The organism is Fictibacillus halophilus (genome assembly GCF_016401385.1).
GTDB classification, from domain to species: Bacteria; Bacillota; Bacilli; order Bacillales; family Fictibacillaceae; genus Fictibacillus; species Fictibacillus halophilus.
In genome coordinates this window covers 2,320,742-2,347,484 of record NZ_JAEACF010000001.1, presented here as the reverse complement: position 1 = coordinate 2,347,484, position 26,743 = coordinate 2,320,742, and the positions used below count along the sequence as shown (strand labels likewise).

27 protein-coding genes are annotated in these 26,743 nt (G+C 38.1%); 23 read left to right on the top strand and 4 right to left on the bottom strand.

Translation table 11 applies throughout. The features are described from left to right. Positions 1-89: 89 nt before the first annotated feature. Genes I5J82_RS12185 through I5J82_RS12175 form a run of 3 tightly spaced genes read left to right on the top strand, consistent with a single transcriptional unit; the run spans position 90 to position 3,759 of the window. Entirely contained in the window at positions 90-1,097 is a 1,008-nt protein-coding gene (locus I5J82_RS12185) for an ion channel (RefSeq protein ID WP_198768059.1), read from the top strand. Positions 1,098-1,150: 53 nt separating this feature from the next. Further along, on the top strand, positions 1,151-2,557 hold the full coding sequence (pepV, locus tag I5J82_RS12180; protein WP_198768058.1) for a dipeptidase PepV: 1,407 nt from the start codon (positions 1,151-1,153) through the stop codon (positions 2,555-2,557). A 20-nt stretch (positions 2,558-2,577) separates the two neighbouring features. Continuing rightward, the gene (locus I5J82_RS12175) at positions 2,578-3,759 is read left to right on the top strand and encodes an MFS transporter (protein ID WP_198768057.1); all 1,182 of its coding nucleotides are present in this window, start codon (positions 2,578-2,580) and stop codon (positions 3,757-3,759) included. Positions 3,760-3,833: 74 nt separating this feature from the next. On the opposite strand, the gene cysK is transcribed toward I5J82_RS12175, so the two are convergent. Beyond that, on the bottom strand, positions 3,834-4,766 hold the full coding sequence (cysK, locus tag I5J82_RS12170; RefSeq protein ID WP_198768056.1) for a cysteine synthase A: 933 nt from the start codon (positions 4,764-4,766) through the stop codon (positions 3,834-3,836). 111 nt (positions 4,767-4,877) lie between these two features. Between cysK and thpR the strand changes: the two genes are divergently transcribed. The 6 genes from thpR to I5J82_RS12140 all read left to right on the top strand — a co-directional run bounded on the left by thpR (position 4,878) and on the right by I5J82_RS12140 (position 10,679). Then, complete coding sequence (gene thpR / locus I5J82_RS12165) at positions 4,878-5,435, top strand: RNA 2',3'-cyclic phosphodiesterase (RefSeq protein WP_198768055.1); 558 nt, start codon at positions 4,878-4,880, stop codon at positions 5,433-5,435. A 23-nt stretch (positions 5,436-5,458) separates the two neighbouring features. Beyond that, entirely contained in the window at positions 5,459-6,241 is a 783-nt protein-coding gene (locus tag I5J82_RS12160) for a hypothetical protein (protein WP_198768054.1), read from the top strand. 48 nt (positions 6,242-6,289) lie between these two features. Further along, entirely contained in the window at positions 6,290-7,213 is a 924-nt protein-coding gene (locus tag I5J82_RS12155; RefSeq protein ID WP_198768053.1) for a diacylglycerol/lipid kinase family protein, read from the top strand. 27 nt (positions 7,214-7,240) lie between these two features. Continuing rightward, positions 7,241-7,444 (top strand): hypothetical protein, encoded by a 204-nt coding sequence (locus tag I5J82_RS12150; protein ID WP_198768052.1) that lies wholly within the window; start codon positions 7,241-7,243, stop codon positions 7,442-7,444. A gap of 159 nt (positions 7,445-7,603) precedes the next feature. Continuing rightward, positions 7,604-9,742, top strand: a complete 2,139-nt coding sequence (gene pulA / locus I5J82_RS12145; protein ID WP_198768051.1) for a type I pullulanase — start codon at positions 7,604-7,606, stop codon at positions 9,740-9,742. 154 nt (positions 9,743-9,896) lie between these two features. Next, positions 9,897-10,679: a phosphotransferase family protein gene (locus I5J82_RS12140; RefSeq protein ID WP_198768050.1), complete on the top strand. Its 783-nt coding sequence runs from the start codon at positions 9,897-9,899 to the stop codon at positions 10,677-10,679. A gap of 50 nt (positions 10,680-10,729) precedes the next feature. On the opposite strand, the gene I5J82_RS12135 is transcribed toward I5J82_RS12140, so the two are convergent. Then, positions 10,730-11,014 carry a YtzH-like family protein gene (locus I5J82_RS12135; RefSeq protein ID WP_186320458.1) on the bottom strand — a complete coding sequence of 95 codons (285 nt, stop codon included), beginning with the start codon at positions 11,012-11,014 and terminating at the stop codon, positions 10,730-10,732. A gap of 97 nt (positions 11,015-11,111) precedes the next feature. Between I5J82_RS12135 and trmB the strand changes: the two genes are divergently transcribed. The 3 genes from trmB to I5J82_RS12120 all read left to right on the top strand — a co-directional run bounded on the left by trmB (position 11,112) and on the right by I5J82_RS12120 (position 13,357). Next, positions 11,112-11,753, top strand: coding sequence for a tRNA (guanosine(46)-N7)-methyltransferase TrmB (gene trmB / locus I5J82_RS12130; protein WP_198768049.1), 642 nt, complete (start codon positions 11,112-11,114; stop codon positions 11,751-11,753). Positions 11,754-11,849: 96 nt separating this feature from the next. Then, positions 11,850-12,692 (top strand): YtnP family quorum-quenching lactonase, encoded by an 843-nt coding sequence (locus tag I5J82_RS12125; protein WP_198768048.1) that lies wholly within the window; start codon positions 11,850-11,852, stop codon positions 12,690-12,692. Positions 12,693-12,820: 128 nt separating this feature from the next. Further along, positions 12,821-13,357, top strand: a complete 537-nt coding sequence (locus I5J82_RS12120) for a hypothetical protein (RefSeq protein WP_198768047.1) — start codon at positions 12,821-12,823, stop codon at positions 13,355-13,357. A gap of 43 nt (positions 13,358-13,400) precedes the next feature. Here the strand turns inward: I5J82_RS12120 and I5J82_RS12115 are convergent, their stop codons facing one another. Continuing rightward, positions 13,401-13,709 (bottom strand): PepSY domain-containing protein, encoded by a 309-nt coding sequence (locus tag I5J82_RS12115; protein WP_198768046.1) that lies wholly within the window; start codon positions 13,707-13,709, stop codon positions 13,401-13,403. Between the two features lie 243 nt (positions 13,710-13,952). On the opposite strand from I5J82_RS12115, the gene queD reads away from it, so the two are divergent. The 6 genes from queD to mltG all read left to right on the top strand — a co-directional run bounded on the left by queD (position 13,953) and on the right by mltG (position 18,673). Then, positions 13,953-14,432 carry a 6-carboxytetrahydropterin synthase QueD gene (gene queD / locus I5J82_RS12110; RefSeq protein WP_198768045.1) on the top strand — a complete coding sequence of 160 codons (480 nt, stop codon included), beginning with the start codon at positions 13,953-13,955 and terminating at the stop codon, positions 14,430-14,432. Then, positions 14,425-15,147 (top strand): 7-carboxy-7-deazaguanine synthase QueE, encoded by a 723-nt coding sequence (locus I5J82_RS12105; RefSeq protein WP_198768044.1) that lies wholly within the window; start codon positions 14,425-14,427, stop codon positions 15,145-15,147. Before queD ends, I5J82_RS12105 begins: the two co-directional genes overlap by 8 nt. A gap of 2 nt (positions 15,148-15,149) precedes the next feature. Further along, a complete protein-coding gene (queC, locus tag I5J82_RS12100) occupies positions 15,150-15,821 on the top strand; it encodes a 7-cyano-7-deazaguanine synthase QueC (RefSeq protein ID WP_198768043.1) in 672 nt (223 codons plus the stop codon). Between the two features lie 84 nt (positions 15,822-15,905). Beyond that, positions 15,906-16,976 (top strand): M42 family metallopeptidase, encoded by a 1,071-nt coding sequence (locus tag I5J82_RS12095; protein WP_198768042.1) that lies wholly within the window; start codon positions 15,906-15,908, stop codon positions 16,974-16,976. A gap of 13 nt (positions 16,977-16,989) precedes the next feature. Next, positions 16,990-17,502, top strand: a complete 513-nt coding sequence (locus I5J82_RS12090; protein WP_198768041.1) for a DUF84 family protein — start codon at positions 16,990-16,992, stop codon at positions 17,500-17,502. Between the two features lie 145 nt (positions 17,503-17,647). Continuing rightward, positions 17,648-18,673, top strand: a complete 1,026-nt coding sequence (gene mltG / locus I5J82_RS12085; protein ID WP_198768040.1) for an endolytic transglycosylase MltG — start codon at positions 17,648-17,650, stop codon at positions 18,671-18,673. A 31-nt stretch (positions 18,674-18,704) separates the two neighbouring features. On the opposite strand, the gene I5J82_RS12080 is transcribed toward mltG, so the two are convergent. Beyond that, on the bottom strand, positions 18,705-20,888 hold the full coding sequence (locus I5J82_RS12080; protein WP_198768039.1) for a methyl-accepting chemotaxis protein: 2,184 nt from the start codon (positions 20,886-20,888) through the stop codon (positions 18,705-18,707). A 171-nt stretch (positions 20,889-21,059) separates the two neighbouring features. Between I5J82_RS12080 and I5J82_RS12075 the strand changes: the two genes are divergently transcribed. The 5 genes from I5J82_RS12075 (at position 21,060) to I5J82_RS12055 (ending at position 26,630) form a co-directional block, all read left to right on the top strand. Beyond that, complete coding sequence (locus tag I5J82_RS12075; RefSeq protein WP_198768038.1) at positions 21,060-22,067, top strand: PTS sugar transporter subunit IIC; 1,008 nt, start codon at positions 21,060-21,062, stop codon at positions 22,065-22,067. A gap of 13 nt (positions 22,068-22,080) precedes the next feature. Further along, complete coding sequence (locus tag I5J82_RS12070) at positions 22,081-22,407, top strand: thioredoxin family protein (RefSeq protein WP_198768037.1); 327 nt, start codon at positions 22,081-22,083, stop codon at positions 22,405-22,407. A 60-nt stretch (positions 22,408-22,467) separates the two neighbouring features. Then, positions 22,468-22,893: a preQ(1) synthase gene (gene queF, locus I5J82_RS12065; protein WP_198768036.1), complete on the top strand. Its 426-nt coding sequence runs from the start codon at positions 22,468-22,470 to the stop codon at positions 22,891-22,893. A gap of 72 nt (positions 22,894-22,965) precedes the next feature. Further along, positions 22,966-23,781, top strand: a complete 816-nt coding sequence (locus I5J82_RS12060; RefSeq protein WP_198768035.1) for a DUF1444 family protein — start codon at positions 22,966-22,968, stop codon at positions 23,779-23,781. A 143-nt stretch (positions 23,782-23,924) separates the two neighbouring features. Further along, entirely contained in the window at positions 23,925-26,630 is a 2,706-nt protein-coding gene (locus tag I5J82_RS12055; RefSeq protein WP_198768034.1) for a DNA translocase FtsK, read from the top strand. Positions 26,631-26,743 lie beyond the last annotated feature (113 nt).

Below are 26,743 nucleotides of genomic sequence, written 5' to 3'. Positions count from 1 at the left end.
TTCCTGAGAAAGCGAAACCATCTAACCATTTACATGGGAATAAGGTACAATAATAGGGTTATTAAAAAAATTACGTTAGGAGCGATGAGGTGTATATATTACAAAAACTGATGAATAGACTTATCGTCTTAAATAAGTTTGGGATTTTTTCTTTCGCCTTTTTTATTGTCATTTTTTCGTCAGTCGTTATGCATCTGTTAGAGCCAAAAACATTCCCTAACTGGTTTGATGCCTTATGGTATGTTATGACCACTGTTACAACGGTAGGTTATGGCGATTACTATCCAGTGTCTACAGCAGGAAGAATCTATGCGATCTTCATCTTTTTGATCGGTATTGGTATTGCTGGTCTGGCTATTGGGAAACTGGTAGAAGCATTAGGAGCTCATCGTAAACGAAAGGAGGAAGGAAGGTTGACTTTTAAAGGTAAAAATCATTTCGTTATTATAGGGTGGTCTGAAAAAGCAAAATATGCTGTTAGTGAGATTATAGAAACTCATCCCTACCTAGAAGTAGTTCTTATTGATAACCTGCCTGTTACACCCATTACACACCAAAATGTTCATTACGTTCAAGGTGATCCATCAATAGAAGGGACTCTCGTACAAGCAAATTTAAAAGAAGCCAAATCAGTACTTGTATTCTCAGATGATTCCATTCATGATTCAGCACTTGCTGATGGGAAAACACTGTTGATCGTAACATCCGTAGAACGTTTAACTCCTCACATACATAGTACGGTTGAGATCAAAAAAGAGGAACATATTAAAAACTTTAGGCATGCTAAAGTAGATGAGTTTGTCTTAAGTCACGAAACGGTTTCACGTATGGCTGTGCGATCCGCTTTTTCTAAGGGGATTACAGAGATCTACACACAGCTTCTTTCACATAAAGAAGGAGAAAATCTATTTGAAGTACGCAAACGAGCGGAATGGGTAACATACAAAGATGCTTTTGACAGTTTGTTGAAGCAAGGTGCTACACTAATTGCGGACGGCAACGATCTATCGATAAATAAGAAGTTAGATCAAACAATTCGTGATGATGCACGCCTCTATATCATATGCAGCAAAGATGTATACGAATCGATTATCTGACCTTTTGAAAAGACAAACGCAAGGAGCAAATTTATTTAGAAAGGGTGTAAGTGATGAATCACATCAATTGGAAAGAAGAAGTTGAATTGAGAAAGAAACAGCTTATGGAGGATATAAAAGGGCTATTGCGCATTCCTAGTCTGCTCGATGAAGAAAATGCTAAAGAAGGAGCTCCTTTTGGTCCCGAGATAGAAAAAGCTTTAACGTATATGTTAGACCTTGGAAAAGACAGTGGAATGATCGTTAAAAATGTAGACGGATATGCAGGACACATCGAGATTGGAAACGGTGACGACATCGTAGGTGTTCTTTGCCATGTTGATGTCGTACCTCCTGGTGATGGATGGTCTTTAGAGCCTTTTGGAGCAGAAGTTAAGGATGGGAAAATCTTTGCACGAGGGGCGATTGATGATAAAGGACCTACGATGGCAGCCTTTTATGGAATGAAAATTATCCAGGAATTAAAGCTTCCATTATCGAAAAAGGTTCGTATGATCATTGGTTGTGATGAAGAAAGTAACTGGCGATGTGTGAGACATTACTTTACGAAAGAAGAGATGCCAGCGATCGGATTTGCACCTGATGCGGATTTTCCGATCATATCTGCGGAAAAAGGAATCTTTGATGTGGAGTTTCGTCTAGACAACGATCAAAAGGAAGAAAGAAATAGCCTTCAATTACTTTCCTTTACATCGGGCCAACGTTTAAATATGGTTCCAGATTACGCAGAAGCTAAAATTCAAGGAAGCGATCTAGAGGAAATTCAACATTCATTTGAAGCATATGGTCAAAAATCTGCAATAGAGTACCAAGTTCAAATGGAAGGGGATGCTTTAATTCTAAAAGTTAAAGGCAAATCGGCCCATGGAAGTACACCAGACATGGGGACGAACGCTGGACTTATGCTTGGTGAATTTTTGAACACTCTTTCTTTCACTGGAACAGCCAAGTCGTTTCTCCACTTGTTGGACGAGCTAACGGGCGAATATACAGGACATAAGCTAGATATTGCTGCAGAAGATGAAGCAAGCGGTAAACTAACGGTCAATGCTGGAATTCTGTCGTATGACCTTACAGAAGGAGGGAAAGTAGGGTTAAACATACGCTATCCGGTTACACACGATAGTAAGAAAATCGAAAATACATTATCAACAAGAGCGAAAACCGATGATTGGTCGATGAGAATCATTGAAAACAACCCACCTAACTATGTAGAAGAAAATCATCCATTGATTAAGACACTTCAAAAGGTTTACGAAGATCAAACGGGGAAAAAAGGTGAATTGATGGCTATTGGCGGTGGTACTTATGCACGATCGTTGGAAACAGGAGTTGCTTTTGGTGCACTGTTCCCAGGAAGAGAAGATGTGGCTCACCAAAAGGATGAACACATGTTTGTAGAAGACTTACTTCTAGCTTCTGCCATATATGCACAAGCCATTTACGAACTAGCTAAATAGCATGTAAGAGAGGGTACATCATGAATAAATCGTTCGATCAAACCTCTCTCAGTCTAAAAGGCTTTTACCTATTAAGTTTTTTTGGTCTAGGGAGTTTATTTCCGTTATTAGGTGTTTATTTTAAAGATTCAGTAGGTCTCAGTGGGACAGAAATTGGTACATTAATGTCCATCAGTCCAGTCGTAATGATCTTTGCTCAGCCTCTATGGGGTGTAGTTACAGATTATTCAAGGCGTCCAAGGTCCGTTTTAGTTCTTTCTTTGCTTCTAACAGCTGGGCTAGGCTATAGCATTTATCTTTTTGAGTCCTACTTGTGGTTAATCGGTATCCTTATCGCGTTTTCATTTATGCAGAGTGCGTTAGTCCCTGTTTCAGACAGCATTCTTTTAAATTACGTACAAAAAGAGAACAAGCAATACGGAAATTACAGACTTTTCGGGGCAATTGGCTTTGCTATAGCCGTATTTATTGCAGGAAGGCTTTCTGATTCCATAGGGGTTCAAGTAATTTTCTATATGTTTACTTCGGTTCTTCTTCTTTGTATCTTATTTGTAATCAAGATGCCGAAAGATAACCAATCGCTCCGTACAGATCTTAGAAAAGGTATTGGACAACTGGTAAGGATGCCTTCGTATCTAGTCTTTCTTTCTGCTACTTTCTTAGTATTTGGTCCTATTTTTGCTAATAATTTTTACTTTGGGTTTTATATTCAAGAAACAGGAGGAACTTTAGCAGGGGTTGGACTAGCTTTCTTAATCGCAGCAGGAAGTGAAGCGCCATTTATGAAGTTTGCAGGACTCACCATAAAAAGGTGGGGTATGATGCATATTATGGTCTTTGCAGCCACTGTATCTGCTGTTCGTTGGACCTTTTATTTTTTTGAGCCATCCTATCAAATCGTACTAATGACAACTGTCGTACAAGGATTTTCAGTTGGTCTGTTCATCCCAGCTGCTATGGAATATGTGCGAACGTATACACCGGTAGAAGTTCGAGCAACAGCTGTTTCCTTATACACAGCAGTAGGAAATGGTTTAGGCTCTTGGTTTTGTACGTTTGTCGGCGGTGTGATCTTTGATAAATACACTATCTTTTATACGTATTTATTTTTTGGTGCTTTATCATTTTTAGGATTGTTCATGGTCTTAATTCTTACAAAGATGGAAGTGCAAGGTCGAATACTCATTCAAAGATCTCTTTAAATGGTTAACAACCACTATCATGAGCAACAATGTAAAAAAAAGCATCCCAATTCTGTTTGGGATGCTTTTGTCTATTATTCAAATTGAAACAGATCACTCGATAAATAACGTTCTCCGGAGTCACACGTCATACAGATTACGACTTCACCTTTTTTGCGTTTCTCCGCTATTTTTAAAGCGGCATAAACAGCTGCTCCTGATGATGGACCTACCAGAATGCCTTCTTCTGATGCTAGACGTCTCGTGATCGTATACGCGTCCTCATCGTTAACTTGAACAATCTCATCATAGACTTTTTGATTTAAGATCGGTGGGATGAAACCAGGACTTGTACCTACAAGCTTATGTTTCCCAGGCTTTCCTCCCGAAAGAACAGGGGACCCTTTAGGTTCTACGACATGAACCGTTAAATCCGGAAAAAACGTTTTAAGCTGTTCACCCGTTCCAGTAATAGTTCCTCCTGTACCAGCAGGTGCGATAAAGGCAGTAAAGGGTTTGTTTAATTCTTCAATGGCTTCTTTAATCTCAATCGCTGTACTTCCTCTGTGCGCATCAGGATTTGAAGGGTTCTCAAATTGCATGGGCATATAACTGTTTGGAATTTCCTCTGCAAGCTCTCTTGCCTTTTTAATCGCTCCAGGCATCTTTTCATCTCCAGGAGTTAGTACCACTTTTGCTCCATATGCTTTTAAAAGATTAATTCTTTCTTCAGTCATCGTATCAGGCATCACAATAATGGAAGAATAACCTCTAGCGGCCGCATTCATAGCGAGTCCAATCCCTGTATTTCCAGAAGTAGGTTCAATTATAGTAGAGCCTTCTTTCAATAGACCTTTCTGTTCTGCATCAATAATCATATTATAAGCAGCGCGGTCTTTTAGGCTTCGACTAGGGTTGTAATACTCTAGTTTCACATATACATCGGCTCCCTCTTGATGAGGAAGACGGTTTAACTTTACGATAGGTGTATCACCGATTAAATCCGCGATATTTGTAACAACTCTCATAAACGGCACTCCTTTTCCTTGCTGATTCAATTATAACAAATAAGTCACGCGGGAAAAAAGCAGATGATTCCATGTATTCTTTGATAAAATAAATAAAGGTGTGTGAGAAGTATGCAAAGGCATTATTTTTTAGCAGTCAAGCTTCCTGATGAGACCAAAACGAAGCTAGAGAGAATCTGTAGCCACATAAGAAATGAACATCATTTTAAAACTTGGGTACATCCTGATGACTTTCATATCACTTTAGCTTTTCTAGGTGCTGCTTCATCAGAGAAGATTCAAGTTCTTCATGAATTACTTAACGAAAAAATAAGTGTAAGAGAGAATGATTTTTCTCTTGAAATAAACCAATTTGGTTTCTTTGGAAACGAACAACACCCTAGGATCTTTTGGGCAGGTGTTGAAGATGAACATTGTTTATATACTCTGCAAAAACAAGTGGCTTATGTATGTGAGAAGGTAGGTTTTCAACTTGATAAAAGACCTTATGCGCCACATATTACGCTTGCACGTAAACATATAGAATCGGACCATAATTTAGTGGATTCACAACAATGGTGGAGACGATATGGCGAAAACATTCAATTCACTGCAGATGAAGTTGTTCTCTATGAAACACATGTAGAGAAACAGCCTAAATACCACGTTATACACTCTTATTCCTTATAGAGTGAAAAAGAGAGGGGGATCTTATGGCGCAGCTTGTAAAATTAAATGATTATGTATCAAGATACGAAAACAATTTGTATCATTATCAATCTTTATTTATGCGAATTAAAGAAAACCGCTGGAAAGCATTTCAACAACAAAACAAAACAGAAAATCGAAAGCGATCCCTTCAAGAATTTCGCGAAAAATTATTTCATCATCAGATGAACTGGGCGACTTCGACTGTAAAAGAGATCTCAAACTGGGATGAAAAATATCTTCATGATGAAACGCTAAGATTACTCATCCAAGGAATTCCTGATAACTATTTTTTATTTTATGAACCTGTCTTTCGTGTGAAGAATACAGGAGTGGAACTAAATATTATATTAGTTGGGCCAACGGAGGTCTGGCTGATCGTCTGGATGAATGGAGAAGGAATTTGGCAAGAAGCTGATGATAAACGTTTTTGGAAAAATGTTCGACATGATCAGAAGGAAATCGTATTGAATCCTTTTATTCGACTCGAACGTATGCAATCTTTAGTACGAGAAGCTTGGGAGCATTATCAAAAACAGTTATCCTTAAAATCATGTATTGTTGCACCTGAAGCATTTATTGATTTTACGAGTGATTGGAGAAGAGTCAGCTATATAGATAAACGTAATTTTAATGAATGGCATGCCCTTCTGCAACAAAATCCAGCACCCATTAAAGGTCAGCAATTAAAATTTGTGTCTGAACTTCTTAAACGAGGTGTAACGAACTCCCTATACAGAAAAGATCCGTTATCGAGTGAGTCTGAGTTTCGTTTTGAAGGTATTTGAGAGATTTTGTCGAATAACTTCTAAAAACATAATACGAGGACGCACTGAATGAAAAAATATTTCTTTATAATTAATACAAATAACGCAAAAGCGATTCATACATTCGATCAATTAAAAAAGGCAATGGACGAGGAAGAGATAAGCTATAGAACGTTTTATACGGAGTATAGCGGTCATGCTACAGATATTGCTAAAAAGATCACATACATAAACAAAGATGATATTAAAGCTGTTATTGCTGTAGGTGGAGACGGTACGATTCACGAGGTTGTAAACGGTATGAAAGAAAATCTTAGCATTCCTTTAGGGTTTATATCTGGAGGATCTGGCAATGATATCGTTCGAGTTCTAACGAAAGATGTTAAAGGGTTAAAAAAACAACTTCTATATCTGAAACGCAATCGAATGATGAAGATTGATTCCGGAAACATTCAACTGTTAGGGAGGAGCAATAAAGTCCAGTCTTTTATCAGTGCTGTTGGGATTGGTTTAGATGGAGAAGTAGCAAAGTTTACAAATGAAGCGACATACAAAAAGTATTTACATAAACTAAAATTAGGTTCACTTGCGTATGTTTTCACGTTGTTTAAAGTTCTAAAGTTCTATGTGCCTGATTCTATGGAAGTTAGAATCGATGGACAAGAACATCTGTTTAACAAGGTATGGCTTGTAGCTGTTGGTAACATGCCCTATTATGGAGGGGGTATGAAAATTTGTCCATCAGCCAAGTCTAATGATGGAATTTTAGAAGTTTGTGTTGTACATGATCTATCTCTCTTCAAACTTTTATTGCTTTTTATTTCAGTATTTTGGGGTGGTCATGTTAACGTTCAAGGAGTTTCCCAGTTTAAAGGAAAAGAGATTGAAGTTATAACGCGTAGATCAGTAGCGATTCATGCCGATGGGGAGTATAAAGGGACCACTCCGGTTCGTATTGACGTTCAACCGGGTTCGGTTTCAGTAAAATTATAAATTCTTAATATGAGTGGGGAATAAGAAATGAAATGGACAGATTTTTTTAATATTGCACTTTTTGCATTCCTTTGGGTAATGTTGATCGAAAAGAAGTCTGGTTTGAAGAATTGGATCTTAGATGTAACCAATGAACAACTAATACTTGGAATTATCGTACCTATCGTCGTTTATGCGGCAATCGTAATTGCAGGGAGAATTATGAAGAATAAGTATTTAAACGCGGAGTGAAGGTATCATAAACTCATTTTAGTAACCTTCCCCAAATGAGTGAGGCTGCCAAAAGTAATCCTATCTTACTTTTGGGATGGGCCTCTTTTTTATATAAAAGAATAACAAATCCATTTTAAGTTCAATATGATGTAATAGCGATAAAAAGGGGTGAAGTCAATGAAAGGTGATCACATTTCAATGTCGGCATATATCGATGATTTTTCTATGATAACCATTGTAGTCAATAAGCCCTTTTCGATCATCCCGTCACTTTCATTGGTAGATGAAAAGAAGGTATTACAGCCATTAACCATCGATAAACAAGAACACTATCATGATCAGGTGATCTACAAATGCAGAACGAGAATGCCGATTGATCTAAAAAATCGATATTGGGTCACATTTAACGAAACAAGAATTCCCTTAATGATCGGTAGCATTGTACGTACGGAAAAGTTTGATAGCCTCTATTTTGATGATAGCAGTCTTGGAGCGAATTACACACCAGAGAGTACGACGTTCAAAGTTTGGTCACCTGTTGCCTTTGCAATGATACTTAAGTATAAACCTCAACATTCGAGTACTTTTATTGAACAAAAAATGTCGCGGACTGAAAGAGGAGTTTGGCAGGTTACGTTAGATGGAGATCATCATCTTACAGAATATATGTTTGTCGTAAACGTAAACCATGAATGGATAGAAACAACAGACCCTTATTCTAAGTCTGTTACCGCAAACGGCGTGCATTCGGTTGTCATCCATCTACCTGAAACAGATCCTGAAGGATGGAATCGATCTGAAAAAAAGATAAACCTTCGTTCAAAAACTGACAGTTTTATCTATGAAGTTCATGTTCGGGATCTAACCATTCATTCTGATAGTGGTGTCTTAAATAAAGGAAAGTATTTAGGATTAACAGAACAGGGGACAAAAACAACCAATGGGTTCCATACGGGATTGGAATACTTGAAGAATCTCGGGATCACTCACGTTCAATTGTTGCCCGTAGCAGACTTTGGAAGTGTTGATGAGACAAAGCCTGATTCAGCGTATAACTGGGGATATGATCCGGTTCATTTCTTATCCCCAGAAGGATCGTATGCAACAAATCCTCATGATCCGAGCTGCAGAATAAAAGAATTAAAAACATTGATATACACTCTTCAACATAATGGGCTTTCTGTTATTTTAGATGTGGTTTACAACCATGTTTATAAAAGAGAAGAATCACCATTCGAAAAGCTCGTTCCTGGCTATTATTTTCGTTATGATGATGGCGGAAACCCGGTTAACGGAACGGGAGTAGGAAATGATACAGCATCTGAAAGGAAAATGATGCGTAAGTTCATTTTAGACGCGCTAACGTATTGGATGAGTGAATATAAAGTAGATGGGTTTCGATTCGATCTGATGGGTATTCATGATGTTGAAACGATGAACCAAGCAGCTGAAAAACTAAAATCTTTGAATCCTGGCGTATTTTTACTTGGAGAAGGCTGGGATTTAAATACGAATTTAGCACCAGAAAAGAAAGCTACTCTATCATCTGCTAAGAAGATGCCTTCCTATTCTTTTTTCAATGATGCGTTTCGGGATAATGTTAAAGGCAGTATTTTTCCTGCGGGTCAGAGCGGGTTTATTAACGGAAATAATGATGAACGAATTAAGCATCATATGAAGCAAGTGATGAGGGGTTATGCAGGTCAGCATGATACGTTTATAAAAGCTGAACAAAGCATAAATTATTCTGAATGCCACGACAATCATACATTGTACGACCTTTTGTCTATTCGACATGCTTTTGAAGATGAACTCATGCGAAGGAAAAGGCAACAGCTTGCCTTAGCGTTTACGATCTTTGCACAAGGGGTTCCTTTTATCCATGCTGGGCAAGAATGTTTTCGAACGAAGAAAGGTGAAGAGAACAGCTATAACCTCCCAGATACCATCAATGCGTTTGACTGGAACCGATGTGAGTCTTTTCATAAAGAAGTTGATTATTTCAAACAGCTGATAAAAATAAGAAAAACACAGCCTCTTTTTCATGAGAGCTCTTCTGAGCTTATGGAATGGATGGTACCAGATGGCGCTCTAGGATTTAAGTTGCACCTTCCCACCACCGATATAAAAGATGGTGCTTCTTATTGGAGGAAAGCCTTATTGCTTTTTAACCAAACGACTAAACCGTTAGATATTCCTCTTGAAGAAAATAGTTGGACGATAGCGATTGAGGATGAAAGTTTCTGTAATCGAGTATTAAAAGAAGAACTGTATAGATTAGAACCGCTATCTTTTTCTTTGTTATATTCTGTTTAGGATTGTAAAGAATCAAGAATCAAGTGCTTTTCTTGATTTTTTGTGTTAAAATAATGACTTCGCAGTAATTTAATTCGATACGGAAAAGCTATAATTTTTTGAACGAACAACTAATCAAAAACGGATTTCTTAACTAGACAAGAAGGTGAACATTTTGGAACAGATTTTGGGAGAAGATTGGCAGGTTTCCCCTGCTGGCGGAGCAACGGGAGAAGCATATATAGCTGAATATGGGAACCAAAAACTGTTTTTAAAGCGTAATTCCTCTCCGTTTTTAGCTGTTCTTTCTGCAGAAGGAATTGTTCCTAAGCTTTTATGGACAAAAAGATTAGGTAATGGAGATGTAATAACAGCTCAACAGTGGCTAAACGGCCGTGAATTGAAAGCAGCAGATATGAAAAGTGAGAATGTAGCCGAACTTCTAGCGAAAATTCACCGATCTCAAGAACTGCTTGGCATGATGAACCGCTTAGAGAAAAAAAGGTTAACGCCAGTTGACCTTTTAAACGATATACAATTGCAGATGCGTAAAGAGAAAGATTATCTAGAAATCATCAATGATTCCTTCGCTTACTTAATGGAGACTGCCTCTGAGGTTGAAGTCGATAATTTGGTGGTATGCCACTGTGATGTTAATCATAACAATTGGCTGCTAAGTGATTCTGAGGAATTATATTTGATCGATTGGGATGGAGCGATGATTGCTGATCCTGCACTAGATCTTGGAATGCTTCTTTATAGCTATATCCCTTATGAAAAATGGGAAGAATGGCTCGAGGTTTATGGGGAAACCCTTAATGATGATTTAGAAAGAAGAATGCATTGGTATGTATTGGCACAAACCATAAGCTCTTTTTTCTGGTATAAAGAAAAAGGACAGTCTAAAGAGACTGCCCATTTTGCAGAAAGTATTAAAAAACTTGCTGGTTCGATCTAACGCTGACAACATATAAGATCATCTGACACTATTTCCTAGGGAATAGTGTCTTAATATGGATGATGTGTTTGAATCGTGTTGATCCATGATTCTAAGTGAGGTCGATGATTTGTAATATGCTCTTCTAAATGCTGGTGTGAAAAGCCGGTATGACTATATTCGTTAATGTTGGACAAGATGTTTCGTACTTCTTCATGAACTGCGCCGTTCTCCAATAAATGTGCAGCAAGACGTTCTAATTGAGCACATTCGGATGGTGAACCAGCACAATCGGTATAATGATCTTGAAGAAGATCTCTGATGATATGCAATTGATCGTTGTGATTTAATGGCATTTTTCCTGCACATCCTTTCATTGCATAGCTTATGGATTATTCTAAAAAATATCCTTCGTTCAAAACTATATAAAAGTGTGAAAAGTGGGGAGAAAATATGCGTCAAAGATTTAAGCCTTGGGCTAAAGAAAAATTAATCGAACATCCTGAATACGTTTCAGTAGAGCCTGAAAAGATGAAAGGTAAATGGCATTCTTTTTTTGGGAATGACAATCCGATTCATATTGAAGTTGGAACAGGTAAGGGACAGTTTGTTAATGGTATGGCTAAACAAAACCCTTCTATAAATTATTTAGGGATGGAGCTTTATGACAGCATCATCATTACTGCACTGGACCGTATTTTAGAAGACGAAAAACCAAACGTTAAACTTATTAGAGCAGATGCATCACACTTGTTGGATTACTTTGAGCCGGGTGAAATTGAGCGTGTCTACCTCAACTTTTCGGATCCTTGGCCAAAATCCAAGCATGCAAAAAGAAGATTAACGCATGAAAGTTTTCTTAAAAGATATGAGACTGTATTAAAAAAGCCTGGTGAAATTCATTTCAAGACTGATAATCAGGGGTTGTTCGAATATTCACTTCATAGTATGTCAACCTATGGTATGTTTTTTAACCAAGTAAGTCTTGATCTTCATAAAAGTGATATGGAAGATAACGTTATGACAGAATATGAAGAGAAATTCTCTGAAAAAGGATATCGAATTTACCGTATGGAAGCACAATTCCGTTCTTAAAGATCCAAGCATATGCTTGGGTCTTTTCTTTTCATCCGATCTTTGTTTCTTATGATACACTTGTACAGAGATCTAAATAGAAAGGAGACTAAAAATATGGATCAGTGGAAAATTGGTACGAAGACATTAACATGGTTGGATGGCGGGGTCACACATATGGACGGCGGTGCTATGTTTGGAGTCGTTCCTAAACCTCTATGGGAAAGGAAATATCCTGTTAACGATAAGAATCAAATTGAGCTTAGAACTGAACCCATCCTTGTTCAAGGTTTTAAAGGAAAGAACATACTGATTGAGTCTGGGATCGGTTATGGGAAATTGACAGAAAAACAAAAAAGAAACTATGGCGTTACAGAAGAGTCGCTTATTGAAAAAAATTTAAAAAAAGAAGGATTAACTACTTCTGATATTGATATTATTCTTATGACACATATGCACTTTGATCATGCCTCAGGGTTATCAAGATGGGAAGATGATCAGTTAGTACCTGTTTTTGAAAACGCTATTATTTATACCTCTGAAACAGAATGGAATGAGCTTAAGAATCCAAATATCCGGTCTCAGAATACATATTGGAAAGAAAATTGGGAACCTATTCAGCATCAAGTAAGAACATTTAAGGAAGAGATAGAAGTAATAGAAGGTATTCGAATGGTTCATACAGGAGGTCATAGTGATGGCCATTCACTGATTGAACTTACATTAGAGAATGGAGAAAAGCTCTATCACATCGGAGATATCATGCCAACTCATGCACATCATAACCCATTATGGGTGCTTGCTTATGATGATTATCCCATGACTTCAATCTTTCAAAAACAAAAATGGATAAAGCCTGATACATGGTATTTCTTTTATCATGATTGTATTTATCGTGCTGTTAAGTGGGATGAAAAGGGTGAGATGACAGAAAGAATACCACGTTCCCCAAAAATGTAAAAAAACCGTCACATATTTTCCATTTTCAAGTGAATGTCGAAATCGACAGGATATGTTAAAATATGAGAGGCATGTATTGATGAACTTTATTTATATCTTAAAGGGTAAAAAATGAGAGGGGATTTAAAATGAAAAAACAGTTAGTTGCCATTTTTACCGTTTTAGCACTGTTTTTATCCATGGGTACTTTCGTATCTGCTGAACAAGCTACAGATGAAATGAAGAAGACGATTGAAAAGGGAATTGAAAGTAAGCACAAAGATTTAAAAAAGGGTTCTTTAACTTTAACAGACATTGAAACGTATCCAAATCAAGACTCAGAATTAGATGCATCAGAAGTAACAGTTGCCATTGCTAACTATGATACGGTTAGAGATAATATTTTTTACTTTGATCACACAGAAGTTGTGTTTTATGATGCTGACAAAAATGAACTTTTAGCTGAAGCAGCAGTAGCTAAAGCAAATTCTCAAATTAAAGATTATAAAAAAGCACACGAATCAGATCTTGGAACTCATATGGATTGGATCGTTGTAACAGGACTATTATTTCTTTTAATCATCGTTCCTTTATTCATTTTAAGTGTTTGGGAAAAGCGTCAATATCTTACTACAAAATTCAAGATCGATAACAACCTTTACGACCAAACAAAATTATATCGTTAATCTCCATAAGAAAGCCCTTAGGAAAATGTCCTATGGGTTTTTTTTACTTTTGTACGAGCTCTAACAGACTTCCAGTTGAAGCATCAATTAAGAATTCGAAATGCGAGGCTTCCGTTCCAGGTGAAGAGTTTGAAAAGCCACCCTTATACACAGAGTATGGAAGGCCATGAACGTTCTTATCTTCTGCTTTAACCATGATCCAAGCTCCTGAGATTCTGTAATGTTCTTTTGCCTTTTCTTTTAATAGCTTTAGCGCTTTTTCGGGTGTGATGGTCTCTGTCTGCTTTTTTGTAACAACATAACCGATTGCAGCGCCTGTAAGGCCTGCTAGAATCAGGTTTCTCCAATTCATTCGTATTCCCACCTTATGTAAGTTCATTTTCAAATATATAGGTTCTTCTTAACCAGTATAACAAAGAAAAGCCTTCTTTTTCTTGGGCTTTTTTGATAAGATACATTTGATAAAGATGGAGGGTTCGAAATTCCCACCCCTCTTAAAACAAAACTAGGGAGCGTGAAGAATGAACATTTACACTCTCTGCGTTTTTAGCAGAGTTTTTTTGTTTTCGTGCTCCACTCGAAAGGATGAACAGGAATGACTTATAAAATTCCAACAGATGTTCAAATACTCGGTCGCGACATTAAGAGCGAACAATTAAAGTACCATAATAAGCGGGTTGCAGTATGCAAAGAGTTTACCTTTGATGCGGCTCATCACCTGCATTGCTATGATGGGAAATGCAAAAATCTCCACGGTCACACATACAAACTAGTGATCACAATGAGCGGTTTTGTGAATGCAATTGGCATTGCCGTTGACTTTGGAGAGATAAAAGAAATTTTCAAATCAGCAATTGACAGCAAATTAGATCATCAATATTTAAACGAAGTTCTCCCTCCAATGAATACGACTGCTGAAAATATGGTGGTTTGGATTTGGGAGCAAATTGATCTTGAACTTAACGAACGTGGTCTAAGTGAACAAGGGCACAGGTTAGAAGAGCTTAAACTGTATGAGACACCTACTAGCTATGCTGTAATGAAAAGAGAATGGATGGTGGAAAACGATGTTTGATCTGCCGTCTAAAGATGTTTGGAAACACTGGAAAGTTCCTATGGTCGAGATCTTTGAAACGGTTGAAGGTGAAGGACTTCAAGCTGGGTATCCAACGGTTTTTGTACGTGTTTTTCATTGCAATCTTCGCTGCACGTGGTGTGATACGACATACAGTTATGCACCTGCTAAACCCGAGTTTGAAGCAACGATAGAAGAGATCGTGAATACGATTAAGTCGTTTCGATCACAACGAATTTGTTTTACAGGTGGAGAGCCTTTAATTCATAGAGAAAAATCAGCTGCCTTACTGCTAGCGATGGCTGACTTGGATCATATTGTAGATATCCACATTGAAACGAACGGGGCTATCGATATCCAGCCATTTGAGCAATTACGCAACTCTCACCATGATTTACAAAAAAAGATGAGATTCGTAATGGACTACAAGCTCCCAGCCTCTGGAGAGATGGACAGAATGCACATGGATAATTTCAAAGAGCTTCAGCACCAAGATGAGATTAAATTCGTTGTTGGATCAGAGAACGATTTTGAGATAACGAAACAAGTAGTCTCTGAGCATTACAGAAATGGTCAGATCTCGGTAAGCCCCGTTTGGGAAAGCATGCCTCCGAGACGTCTTGTTGAACTTTTATTGGAGAATCCACTACCAAATGCAAAGCTCAGTCTTCAACTTCATAAAGTAATCTGGCATCCAGAAGAGAGAGGGGTTTAACCATGAATAAAAAAGCGGTTATTGTTTTAAGCGGAGGACTTGATAGTACAACTTGCATGGGGATCGCAAAAGCGGAGGGATATGACCTGTACCCGATCACTTTTCACTATGGGCAACGTCATAATCGAGAAGTTGAGCAAGCGATTGAAGTCGGTAAGTATTATGGTGTAGCAGATCATAGAATTGTCGATCTTACCTTCTTGAAAGATATTGGTGGAAGTGCACTAACCGATGAAAAGGTAGAAGTTCCAACTGAGGCAGAAGAAGGGATCCCTGTAACCTATGTACCTGCTAGAAACATGATTTTCTTATCACTCGCAAGCGCTTATGCTGAAGTAATCGGAGCTACCGCTGTTTATACAGGTGTTTCAGCGGTCGACTATAGCGGCTATCCAGATTGCCGTCCAGAATTCATTCAGAGTATGGAAGAAACGATCAACCTAGCAACAAAAGCAGGTGTTACAGGAAAAAACATTTCAGTTGAAACACCATTGATCTCTTTATCTAAAAAGGAAACGATTGAAAAAGGTCTTTCTCTTGAAGTGCCATATGATCTAACAACTTCTTGCTACAATGGAAAAGAAGCAGCATGCGGACAATGTGACAGCTGTGTTTTACGTTTGAAAGGTTTTAAAGAAGCTGGAGCAATCGATCCGATCACTTACGAAATCTAGAACATTCATAAGTATAGAAAACCCCTTCTTATTAGGTGTACAATAAAAATGTACATGTGACTAATTAGAAGGGGTTGTTTTTATATGAATAAAGAAACACTCGACTTGTTTAAAACATTGACTGAATTGCCGGGCGCGCCAGGCTTTGAAAGAGATGTTCGTAAGTTTGTCCGAAAAGAGATCGAACCTGTATCGGATGAAATTATTCAAGATGGTCTTGGCAGCATCTTTGGTGTCAAAAAAGGGAATGGTCCAAAGATTATGGTAGCGGGGCACATGGATGAAGTTGGTTTCATGGTTACGAAGGTTACGAAAAACGGTATGCTAAAATTTCAAGAGTTGGGTGGCTGGTGGAGCCAAGTTCTATTAGCTCAACGTGTAAATATTTACACAGATAAAGGTGATGTTATTACTGGTATAATCGGCTCAACTCCACCTCATCTTCTTTCTGAAGATCAGCGTAACAGACCGATGGGTATTAAGAATATGTACATAGATATTGGTGCAGATAACGATCAAGAAGTTCATAACCTGGGTGTAAGACCTGGGCAGCAAATCGTTCCGATCTGTCCGTTTACACCGATGGCCAATCCGAAGAAAATCATGGCGAAAGCATGGGATAATCGTTATGGTGTGGGATTAGCGATTGAACTATTAAAAGAATTAAAGGATGAAACGTTGCCTAACGAATTGTATAGCGGTGCTACGGTTCAAGAAGAAGTAGGGCTTAGAGGGTCCAAAACAGCAGCGAACTTAATTCAACCTGATCTATTCTTCGCATTAGATGCAAGTCCAGCGAATGACATGATGGGGGATAAGAGTGAGTTCGGTCAACTTGGAAAAGGTGCGTTGTTAAGAATTTTAGATAGAACGATGGTAACTCATCGTGGTATGAGAGAATATATCCTAGACACTGCTGAAACGCATAAGATTCCCTACCAATATTTCATCTCACAAGGTGGAACAGATGCTGGCAGTGTACACATCTCTGGAAACGGTGTGCCTTCTGCGGTGATCGGAATCTGTTCACGTTATATTCACACACATGCTTCTATGATACATGTTGATGATTATGCTGCTGCAAAAGAATTGCTTATCAAACTTGTTAAAACAGCAGATGAAACTACATTAAGAACAATCTTAGAAAATAGCTGAGGATGAACGTGTAATGAAAATTGGAATTGGATCATCAAACCCCGCAAAAATTAAAGCCGCTCAGCCTTTTATAGCGTATTTTAAGGATTCTGAACTCGTATCTTACTCTTCTGATTCATTAGTCTCAGCACAGCCTTTTTCTGATGAGGAAACCAAAATCGGAGCTATCAACCGGGCAAAAGATTGTGTGAAGCAAGGAGCTGAAATCGGCATTGGTTTTGAAGGCGGAGTAATGGAGATGGAAGATGGCATGTATTTGTGCAACTGGGGAGCGGTGGCGGATCACGATGGCAACGTCTATTCAGCTGCAGGAGCTCGTATTCTGCTTCCGTCGTTGATCGTAACAGGTCTGAAGCAGGGTAAGGAACTCGGAACATTGATGGGTGAGTTCACAAAGGACCCTGAGATCAGAAAAAAGGATGGAGCGATAGGTGTCTTCACCAGTGGCATGCTATCTCGGAGTGAGATGTTTTTGCATATTTCAACGATCCTATTAGGGCAATATATATATAGCTTAAACAAATAAATATTTGAAGCACGATGTTATTGCGTGTGTATCTATGAATCGAAGGTTGTTAGTAAGGTATGTATACCTTTCCTAACAGCCTTTTTGAATGAATAAAAATAATCAGGGAAAATTAGAAACAAAAAAAGTAAGGCGGATTCTAACTTTGAACTCAAATGCAAAAAGAGTTTTGATTATTTTCAGTATCCTCATCGCTTTTTGTGTAGGGTGGATCATATATGAAGTTTCACCCCCTGAGGAAACGGCAGAGAAGGCTTTTGTTATAAAAGAAAACAGTGATTTTAAAACAATATCAAAGAATTTGAATAATAATGAATTTATTAAAAGTCCAATTTTATTTAACTTTTATGCAACTCTTACAGGAAAGAAAAGTAAAGTTGTAGCAGGAGAACACACGATTAAACAAGGAAGTGGTTATAAAGAGATCTTGCAAGATCTATCTACTCTGAAAAATGAAACAGAAGCGATCGAAGTGATCATTCCAGAAGGGCTGACTGTTATAGAGATTGCAGATCGATTAAACAAAGCGGGAATTGTAGATCGAAACCAATTTATAAAAACAGCAAGATTATGGGAAACACTAACTGATAAACAACAAGAACAATTAGGTATTAATAATAAAGTAAAGAAATCAAATACAAAGTTTGCTATGGAAGGACTTCTTTTTCCAGACACTTATTATTTTGAAAAGAATATGAAAGCTGACGTAGTCATTCATCAAATGACGGAAAGACTTATCAAAGAAACGACAGAAATAACAATTAAAACCGATCAAACACCTTATGAAATGATAACATTAGCGTCGATTATCGAGAAGGAAGCACTTTTGAATGAAGAGAAGCGTAAAATCGCTGGTGTTTTTGTGAATAGATTAGAAGAAGGTAAGAAGCTGCAATCATGCTCTACCGTTCAATATTTGCTTGAAAAACCAAAAGCAACATTAAGAAGAAAAGACATCAAAATTAAAAGTCCTTACAATACGTATATCAATAAAGGATTGCCGCCAGGCCCGATTTCTAGTCCAGATCTCTCCTCATTAAAAGCTGCAGCGAATCCCGAAGAGCATGACTATTATTACTTTGTTGCAAAACAGGATGGCACATGGAGTCATTTCTTTTCAAAAACGTATAAAGAACATAGAAAATATACTCAATTGAGTGGAAATTATTAAAACCCGGTGAGTGATCACCGGGTTTTAAAACTTAATCTTCTTTCTTAGTTTCACGATCTAAAGAGTGAACAGACTCCGTATCGTTCTCCAGTTCCTCTTCGTCAACATGGTGATCAGGAGTTACTTCTCTTTCTGTTTCAATTTCTTCTCTGCACTCATCGTCTTGAACTTCAATCTCTTCTACATCACTATCGTCAACTGTAGCTGCAGCTTCATGATAAGTATCCATAAATCGTATCTCTTCATCAGCGATTAGCGATGCTCTCTCACCTAAAGAAAATTGGTCTACCTCTTCCTGTAAAGTTAGTGCAATTTCTTGCAGTTCTGTCGCAGCAAGGTTTACTTGGTGGATGGCTTCTTTTTGGTGGATACTAGAAGCACTAACTTGTTCACTTGTAGCAACAGATTCTTCAGATATTGCACTTACTTCAAAGAGCTTTTCAGATAAGTTTTCATTAGCGGATTCAACTCGACCAATCGCACTTTTTACTTGAGAGATTCTTCCGTTAATCTGAGAAACATTTTGAATGATCTTAGAGAACGCTTTTTCTGTCTGTTGAACAGATTCAACTTGGTCAACGCGATATTGTTCAAAGCGCACCGTTTCTTTTGATAACAATTCCATTTGATTTGTCATGGATTTTACTAGCTGCTGAATTCTTAGTGCTTCATTCTTAGAACGCTCAGCAAGCTTTCGAACTTCACTGGCAACAACTGAAAAGCCTCTTCCTGCTTCACCGGCTCTTGCGGATTCAATAGCTGCGTTTAGTGCCAGAAGATCTGTGCTTCCAGCTATTTCTTGAATCGTTTCAACAATGGAATTAATCTGTTTGGATTGTTTACTCGCGTCTTGAATTTCTGAAATAAGACTTTGAGCTAATTCTAAAAAGTTCTCAGAATGTGTATTCAGTTGATGGACGATATTGGATCCTGCTTTTCCTTCGTTTTCAGCTTGCATGGCATCTGAAGCAATCTCATCACTGATCGAAGCCGTTTCTTTAATATATTCAGTCACATCAGAAAGCAAAAGTGTACATTCCTGTAGGTGATCAGCCTGACTTTGAGCTCCTGTCGCTACTTGTGAGATCGCTTCTGTGACTTCATCACTTTGGGCGGTAGTTTCTTCTGATACAGCTGCTAAGTTTTGAGATGAACTCGTCAGTTTCTCTGCTGCATCTTTTACTTCGTTCATTGATTTTTGCATTTTTTCAGCCATACGATTGAAGGTTTGAGCTAATTCACCCATTTCATCCTTAGAATTCGTCTCTACACGGTAAGAAAGATCCCCATCACCAATAATAGAAGCACCTTCTTTTAAAACTGAGATAGACGATTGAATGGAGCGTAATAGCCAAACACCGATCACACTTAATATCGATAAGATTACGACACTTAATCCAATTAAACTGATCGTCAGCCAAAACTTAACTGATTTTTGGTTTTTCGTTAGTTCTACATTTTCCTTCTGCAATTTACTTTCTGCATCTTTCGTTGATTGATCTACAACATTAGCGATCTTTTCAAAAGTCGAAATATCATCTCCGATTTTTTTTGTGATCGATTGGATCGTATCTGCTGAAGTTGTATATTTTAATAAATTTGATTTAAAAGTAGACAACTGATCCGCTGGCAGATTCTTTTCATCTAACATTCGATCAAACGTCTGAGCACTTTCCTTAAAGCTCTCAACCGTCGTGCTGTCATACTTAATATGAACATCTTTTTCATACGTTTGCATCTGCAATAGTGTGATCAATAAAGCTTGGTCGTTCATGGCTTTTACTGATTCATAAAAGTTGTTAGATGTTTCGGTCATCATCTGCTTTAATGAGTTAAGTTGAGTGGTTAGACTTGTGGCAGAATTAAATGACGTTTGATATGCAGACAAGTCTTTTTCTATTCCCTTAATTGAAGAACTGTTCGTTTCTTTAGCTACTTTACTTGTTTCCTTTTGTAAGTCACTTAATGAAGATAGCACCTTTTCTTTAGATTCTGTGCTAGGGTCTCTCAAATACTCTTGTTCAAGTTTACGCACTTCATTAAATGTTTTTTGAATATCATTACTAGAACGTAATGTTAATTGTACTTGATCTCTTTCATCTTCCATTTGGGTGTTCTGCCATAAAAATAATCCAATAAATGCAAGTAATAGTACCATTCCGGCTAAACTGATGAAAAGCATCAGTCGCACTCTTCTTCGTATCGACAAGTTCATATGAATTCCCCCCTGCCATTTTATCGGTCTTTTTTGAATTATTTTAAGTTTCAAAGTAAAAAGAATTGTATGTAAAACCAACTAACTTTACACCTGTCTTTACATGGGTTTAAAACAAGTTATAATATTTGAGGGACATGTTTAACAGAACAGCTAAAGGAGTCATTTCATATGAGGGATTTTTTAAATAAAAAAGGGGTAAGTCTATCACCCAAAACGTATTTTATTACGGGGTTTCAATATTTTGCACTAGGATTGATGGCATCGCTTATCGTGGGGCTGATTCTAAAGACAATTGGTGAGCAACTCTCGCTTCCATTTTTTACGGAGATGGGACAATTAGCGATGACTTTGATGGGTCCAGTGATTGGTACTGCTGTGGCGTATGGTTTAAAAGCACCTCCCCTTGTTATTTTTTCAGCAGGTATAGCAGGAGCAGCAGGAGCGGATCTTGGCAGTGTTGCAGGGTGTTATGTAGCAGCATTAATCGCGGTAGAAGCAGGAAAGCTAGTATCTGAAGAAACGAAGTTTGATATTTTAATTACACCTGCAGTTACGATTTTTACAGGTTTTACGATTGCAACATTTATTGGACCAGGAATTGATCAATTCATGAAGGCATTTGGTCAGCTTGTTATGTGGTCAACCGATCAGAGACCTTTGATTATGGGGATTTTAGTAGCTATATTGCTCGGTTTTGCACTAACAGGTCCCATTTCTTCTGCCGCAATTGCGATGATGCTTGGTTTAGAAGGGCTAGCTGCTGGTGCCGCAACAATCGGTTGTGCAGCTCAAATGATTGGGTTTGCCACAAGTTCATACCGGGAAAATGGATTTGGAGGCTTTTTGACACAAGGGATCGGAACATCGAAACTACAATTTCCGAATGTAGTGAGAAATCCATATATCTTAATTCCGCCAACGGTTGCTGGCATCCTATTAGCACCCATTGGAACACTCTATTTTCAGATGGAGAATATTCCAGCCGGAGCAGGCATGGGTACGAGTGGTCTCGTAGGGCAAATTATGACGCTCAGGACGATGGGCTTTACCTTTGAAACGTTTCTTGCTATATTTATTTTGCATTTTATAGGACCAATTATCATTAGTCTGATACTTTCAGAATGGTTAAGAAAAAAAGGATATATTAAATTTGGCGACATGAAGCTGAATCAATAAGGAGACGATCATAATGGAAAACATAAAATCGATCGAGCAATTTAAAGAAACAATCAAAAAGGATGTTACGATAGCTGTTTTTTCTGCAGACTGGTGCCCAGATTGTGTGGTAATCAAGCCGATCCTGCCTGAAATAGAAGAAGAATATTCAAACTATCAATTTGTCTATGTGGATCGTGACGAACTGATCGAACTTTGCCAAGAGCTTGATATTTTTGGTATTCCAAGCTTCCTAGCATTCAAAGACGGCGAAGAAATCGGACGATATGTAAATAAAGAGAGAAAAACAAAAGAGCAGATTGTTGCCTTTTTAGAAGAGCTTAACATTCCTTCAAAATAGGTCAAAAGAGTATGTTATAATAACAAAAATGATTTTTTTAAGTGAAGGGAAGTTTTTTTGATGGCTAAAGTTGAAGTAAATCACAGTAAATATGAAGGAATTCGTTTTGACATCCAAGATGAGAACGTAATCCTTGTTAATATATTAGAAACAATTCCTTATGAGTATGTAGGAAAAGATACAATGGTAACCATTCCTACAACTGAATTTACATCTGTGTGTCCTTGGTCAGGTCTTCCGGACTTTGCTGATATCATCATCAGCTACATTCCAAATGAAGATCTAGTAGAAATGAAGTCTTTGAAGTATTATCTTACTTCATATCGTAACGTTGGAATCTACCAAGAGCATGCAACAAATCGTATTTTGGAAGATCTCGTGAAGCTGCTTAAACCTAAGTACATTAAAGTAGTTGGAAACTGGAACGCACGTGGCGGACTAGGAACAGAAGTAGTAGTAGAATATAAAGAAGAGAACAGTAAGTAAAGAAACAAAAACCTCCATTAGGAGGTTTTTCACGTTACGTGTAACCGTTGTTTAGGAAAGGAGGATTCATATATGAGCAGTTCCATTAAACTAAAGAAAACCTTACAAGAGAGATTGATGAGTCCAACCCGAGAATTTTCATACGATAGAGAAGAGGAAACGCTGCGAATTACGAATAAGTTAACGGGTAAAGGTGTTTCTTTATCTCTCGGCGGTCTCAGTGCACGCTGGTCGAAAGAAAAAGATGAGCTTATCGATAAACTTGTTTATTACGTAGAAGAAGGATTGAACGCCGGGTCTCATGAAGATGAGGATTCGAATAGTTTATCACGCATCTTTCCGGTCATTCGTTCTGCATCCTTTCCTGTAGAAACGCCAGAAGGAGAAGAACTATTCTATCAAGAACACACAGCAGAGACTAGAATATATTATGCTTTAGACCTAGGCAAAACCTACAAACTTCTAACGAATAATAAGATGAGGGAGTTAAAGGTTGAAAAGTCTCAAATACTTGATGCAGCAAAGTTCAATGTAAAACGTTTATCAACAGATTATAAAGAGGACCAAGTTGCGGGAAATACGTTCTTCTTTTTAAACCATAATGATGGGTACGATGCGAGCAGAATCCTGAATGTTCAGTTCTTAGAAGAAATGAAGAAGAACATCACCGGAGAAATGGCAGTAGCCATACCACATCAGGATGTGCTGATCGTCGCAGATATCAAGAATAAGCAAGGATACGATATCTTGGCTCAGATGGCGATGCAATTTTTTATGAACGGAAGAGTACCGATTACGGCTTTACCGTTTATGTATGAAAACAAAGAGTTAGAACCGGTCTTTATTTTAGCCAAGAATAAACCAATAGAAGAAGAAACAACAGATTGATTTATAATAAAAGCCGCTAGATCATCTAGTGGTTTTTATTTCTTATCTTTTTACACGTATGTGCTATAGATGAATATTTAGACTATTGTTTCTCTTCTATTTTCGCTACAATAAAGAAACAACCAACAGAAATAGGTGAGAATATGAGTTGGATAAAAAAATTAATGAACACGTTTTTTGACGATGAAAATGAAGATGATTCCTACTATGAGGATGAGAGAAAGAGAGACCAAGAGCCAGTAAAAAAACAGCAAGCCAATGAAAAAATGGAAAATACTCAAAAGACGAAGCCAGCTCCTTTTGCAAGCAATGGAAGAAAAACGTCTCAGTCAAATATACAGCATCCTGCTAAAATGCTGCATAAGTATCCAGAGAATGCCCCGTTTCGTTTTCCTGTGATACCGGATGAAAAAACGGCAAAACCAACTGCACAACGACATACATATCAGCAGAAAGAGTCACACCAGTATAAAGATTCTGTCAGAGAAGAAAAATCATTCCGAGAAGAACGCCCTATGCGTGAACAGCGATCTCTTCAAAATGACAACAGAAGATCCAAGAGCAAATCCTCTGGTTTTAACCAAGAACCAAAACGACAAGCATTCAAAGCATCAAATGTTCCTTCACCTGTTTACGGATATGAAAGAAGAAATAAAAATGATGCACAGATTAAGCCTGAACAAAAGGAGACCACTCCTGAGGTTAAATCTAGGTTTACGCCAACAGATGTTCCATCTCCTGTATACGGATATGGAAAGAGAAAGCCCGAAGGTATATTGTTCATCGGTAGAGATATACCAGAGAAGGATTCTGTAACAGAAGAACTCTTAAAGACGGTTGAAGAAGTTCTTCCTGCTGCAACAACAGAAAAATCGATGGTTCCACAAGAGATTGCGAGTGAGGCTCCTTATTTGCAGGAAGCAAATAAAAGTATGGTTGATCAAGTGAAAATTCCGGTCGAAGATAAAGAGTTAAATCTCGATCAGGGTATTGAACCAAAAGAAGAACAACATGTTGAGTCCCTTGAAATGATTGTTGAATCCCAAGATGTGTATGTGTCAGAGGAGAATCACAAGGTTGACTCGCTAAATGTGGAGAAACAGGAACAAATGATTGAGCCTGTCTATGGATCTGAAGTTGTAGATGAACGTACGGATAAACCTGAAACGCAGCATGTTCAAGAGATCACTCCGAGAATGGTAGAAGAAGAGCAAGTAAAAGATAATATAGTCATTGAACAAGCTCCGCCGAAGAAGGAAGCTCCAAAAAGTGGCGGGCAATTCGTTCCTTTCAATGTACTGATGCTAAAAAAAGACAGGAAGTCATTAGCACGTCCTGTTTCAAATTTAGAAATGCGTCAGTCAGAAACCAGACAAACAACAAGAACAGAACTAAACATTCATCAAAGCGCTGAAACTGTAAAAAATCAGTTGTTTGTTCCTCTGTCGTTATTGAATAAAGCGAAAATTTCACTCGAAGATGATGATTTATGGTTAAACGAACAAAAGCATACACTGCAGTCAACGCTTGATAATTTTAATGTGAATGCAAAAGTGGTTCATATGACAAAAGGTCCTGCCGTAACACGATTTGAAGTTCAACCTGCTCCAGGTGTTAAGGTAAACAAGATTACAAACCTTACAGATGACATAAAACTTAGCCTGGCTGCTCGTGACATAAGAATTGAAGCGCCGATTCCTGGAAAGAATGCGATTGGTATCGAGGTGCCAAACCAGCATAGCAGAGCTGTTTACTTACGTGAAATCATTGAAGATGATGTGTTTAAGGATTCCGCATCTTCCTTAACAGTGGCTCTTGGATTAGACATCTCAGGAGCACCTGTGGTGACTGATCTGCAAAAGATGCCGCATGGACTTATAGCAGGAGCTACTGGATCAGGAAAGAGCGTTTGTATCAACTCAATACTTGTGAGCTTGCTGTATAAAGCAAAGCCGGAAGATGTAAGACTGTTGCTTGTCGATCCTAAAATGGTCGAACTTGCACCATACAATCATATTCCGCATCTAGTAACCCCGGTTATTACAGATGCAAAAGAAGCAACCGCTGCATTAAAATGGGCGGTCGAAGAAATGGAACGCCGCTATGAAGAGTTTGCAAAAACAGGTGTTCGTGAGATCAAGCGTTACAATCAAAAGATGGAAGAAGAACAGCACTATAAAAACAAAATGCCATACATTGTTGTGGTAATCGACGAGTTAGCTGATCTTATGATGGTATCACCACAAGAAGTTGAAGAAGCGATCTGCCGGATTGCTCAGAAGGCAAGAGCATGTGGAATCCATCTTCTACTCGCAACACAGCGGCCATCTGTAGATGTTATCACCGGGCTGATCAAAGCCAACGTACCAACTCGTACGGCATTTGCAGTTTCGTCCGCGATTGATTCACGAACCATTCTAGATATGAGTGGTGCTGAGCGATTATTAGGGCGAGGCGATATGCTCTTTATGGAGAACGGCTCGAACAAAGCCGTCCGCATTCAAGGTACCTTCGTTTCTGATGAAGAAATTGAAGAAGTGACACGTTACGTAAAAGAAGAATATCAAACAGAATATCTTTTTACTCGTGAAGAACTGATTCAGCATCAGCAGACAACAGAAGTAGAAGACGAGCTTTTTGAGGAAGCTTGTTATTACGTAATCGAAGTAGGTGCTGCATCATCTTCTAGCTTGCAGCGCAGATTTAGAATTGGTTATAACCGAGCAGCAAGGTTAGTAGATATGATGGAAAGTTTCGGTCTTGTCTCTGAAACGATGGGAAGTAAACCGAGACATGTTCTTCTTACACAAGAAGAACTAGAGAATCGTTTATATAGCGGTGTAGAGTAATGTAAAGAAGAGCTTGTTGTGGGGGACGCCCTGCACTAGCTCTTTTTTTGCATTTTATGGAGACTCTTTTATTAGTAGGATGTAAAGATATCGGCAAAAATACAGTTATATCT

Bases quoted from the DNA above. Each gene is read 5' to 3' on its own strand.
- pepV (WP_198768058.1), top strand. From the start codon at position 1,151: ATGAATCACATCAATTGGAAAGAAGAAGTTGAATTGAGAAAGAAACAG.
- I5J82_RS12175 (WP_198768057.1), top strand. From the start codon at position 2,578: ATGAATAAATCGTTCGATCAAACCTCTCTCAGTCTAAAAGGCTTTTAC.
- cysK (WP_198768056.1), bottom strand. From the start codon at position 4,766: ATGAGAGTTGTTACAAATATCGCGGATTTAATCGGTGATACACCTATC.
- thpR (WP_198768055.1), top strand. From the start codon at position 4,878: ATGCAAAGGCATTATTTTTTAGCAGTCAAGCTTCCTGATGAGACCAAA.
- I5J82_RS12160 (WP_198768054.1), top strand. From the start codon at position 5,459: ATGGCGCAGCTTGTAAAATTAAATGATTATGTATCAAGATACGAAAAC.
- I5J82_RS12155 (WP_198768053.1), top strand. From the start codon at position 6,290: ATGAAAAAATATTTCTTTATAATTAATACAAATAACGCAAAAGCGATT.
- I5J82_RS12150 (WP_198768052.1), top strand. From the start codon at position 7,241: ATGAAATGGACAGATTTTTTTAATATTGCACTTTTTGCATTCCTTTGG.
- pulA (WP_198768051.1), top strand. From the start codon at position 7,604: ATGAAAGGTGATCACATTTCAATGTCGGCATATATCGATGATTTTTCT.
- I5J82_RS12135 (WP_186320458.1), bottom strand. From the start codon at position 11,014: ATGCCATTAAATCACAACGATCAATTGCATATCATCAGAGATCTTCTT.
- trmB (WP_198768049.1), top strand. From the start codon at position 11,112: ATGCGTCAAAGATTTAAGCCTTGGGCTAAAGAAAAATTAATCGAACAT.
- I5J82_RS12125 (WP_198768048.1), top strand. From the start codon at position 11,850: ATGGATCAGTGGAAAATTGGTACGAAGACATTAACATGGTTGGATGGC.
- I5J82_RS12120 (WP_198768047.1), top strand. From the start codon at position 12,821: ATGAAAAAACAGTTAGTTGCCATTTTTACCGTTTTAGCACTGTTTTTA.
- I5J82_RS12115 (WP_198768046.1), bottom strand. From the start codon at position 13,709: ATGAATTGGAGAAACCTGATTCTAGCAGGCCTTACAGGCGCTGCAATC.
- queD (WP_198768045.1), top strand. From the start codon at position 13,953: ATGACTTATAAAATTCCAACAGATGTTCAAATACTCGGTCGCGACATT.
- I5J82_RS12105 (WP_198768044.1), top strand. From the start codon at position 14,425: ATGTTTGATCTGCCGTCTAAAGATGTTTGGAAACACTGGAAAGTTCCT.
- queC (WP_198768043.1), top strand. From the start codon at position 15,150: ATGAATAAAAAAGCGGTTATTGTTTTAAGCGGAGGACTTGATAGTACA.
- I5J82_RS12095 (WP_198768042.1), top strand. From the start codon at position 15,906: ATGAATAAAGAAACACTCGACTTGTTTAAAACATTGACTGAATTGCCG.
- I5J82_RS12090 (WP_198768041.1), top strand. From the start codon at position 16,990: ATGAAAATTGGAATTGGATCATCAAACCCCGCAAAAATTAAAGCCGCT.
- I5J82_RS12080 (WP_198768039.1), bottom strand. From the start codon at position 20,888: ATGAACTTGTCGATACGAAGAAGAGTGCGACTGATGCTTTTCATCAGT.
- I5J82_RS12075 (WP_198768038.1), top strand. From the start codon at position 21,060: ATGAGGGATTTTTTAAATAAAAAAGGGGTAAGTCTATCACCCAAAACG.
- I5J82_RS12070 (WP_198768037.1), top strand. From the start codon at position 22,081: ATGGAAAACATAAAATCGATCGAGCAATTTAAAGAAACAATCAAAAAG.
- queF (WP_198768036.1), top strand. From the start codon at position 22,468: ATGGCTAAAGTTGAAGTAAATCACAGTAAATATGAAGGAATTCGTTTT.
- I5J82_RS12060 (WP_198768035.1), top strand. From the start codon at position 22,966: ATGAGCAGTTCCATTAAACTAAAGAAAACCTTACAAGAGAGATTGATG.
- I5J82_RS12055 (WP_198768034.1), top strand. From the start codon at position 23,925: ATGAGTTGGATAAAAAAATTAATGAACACGTTTTTTGACGATGAAAAT.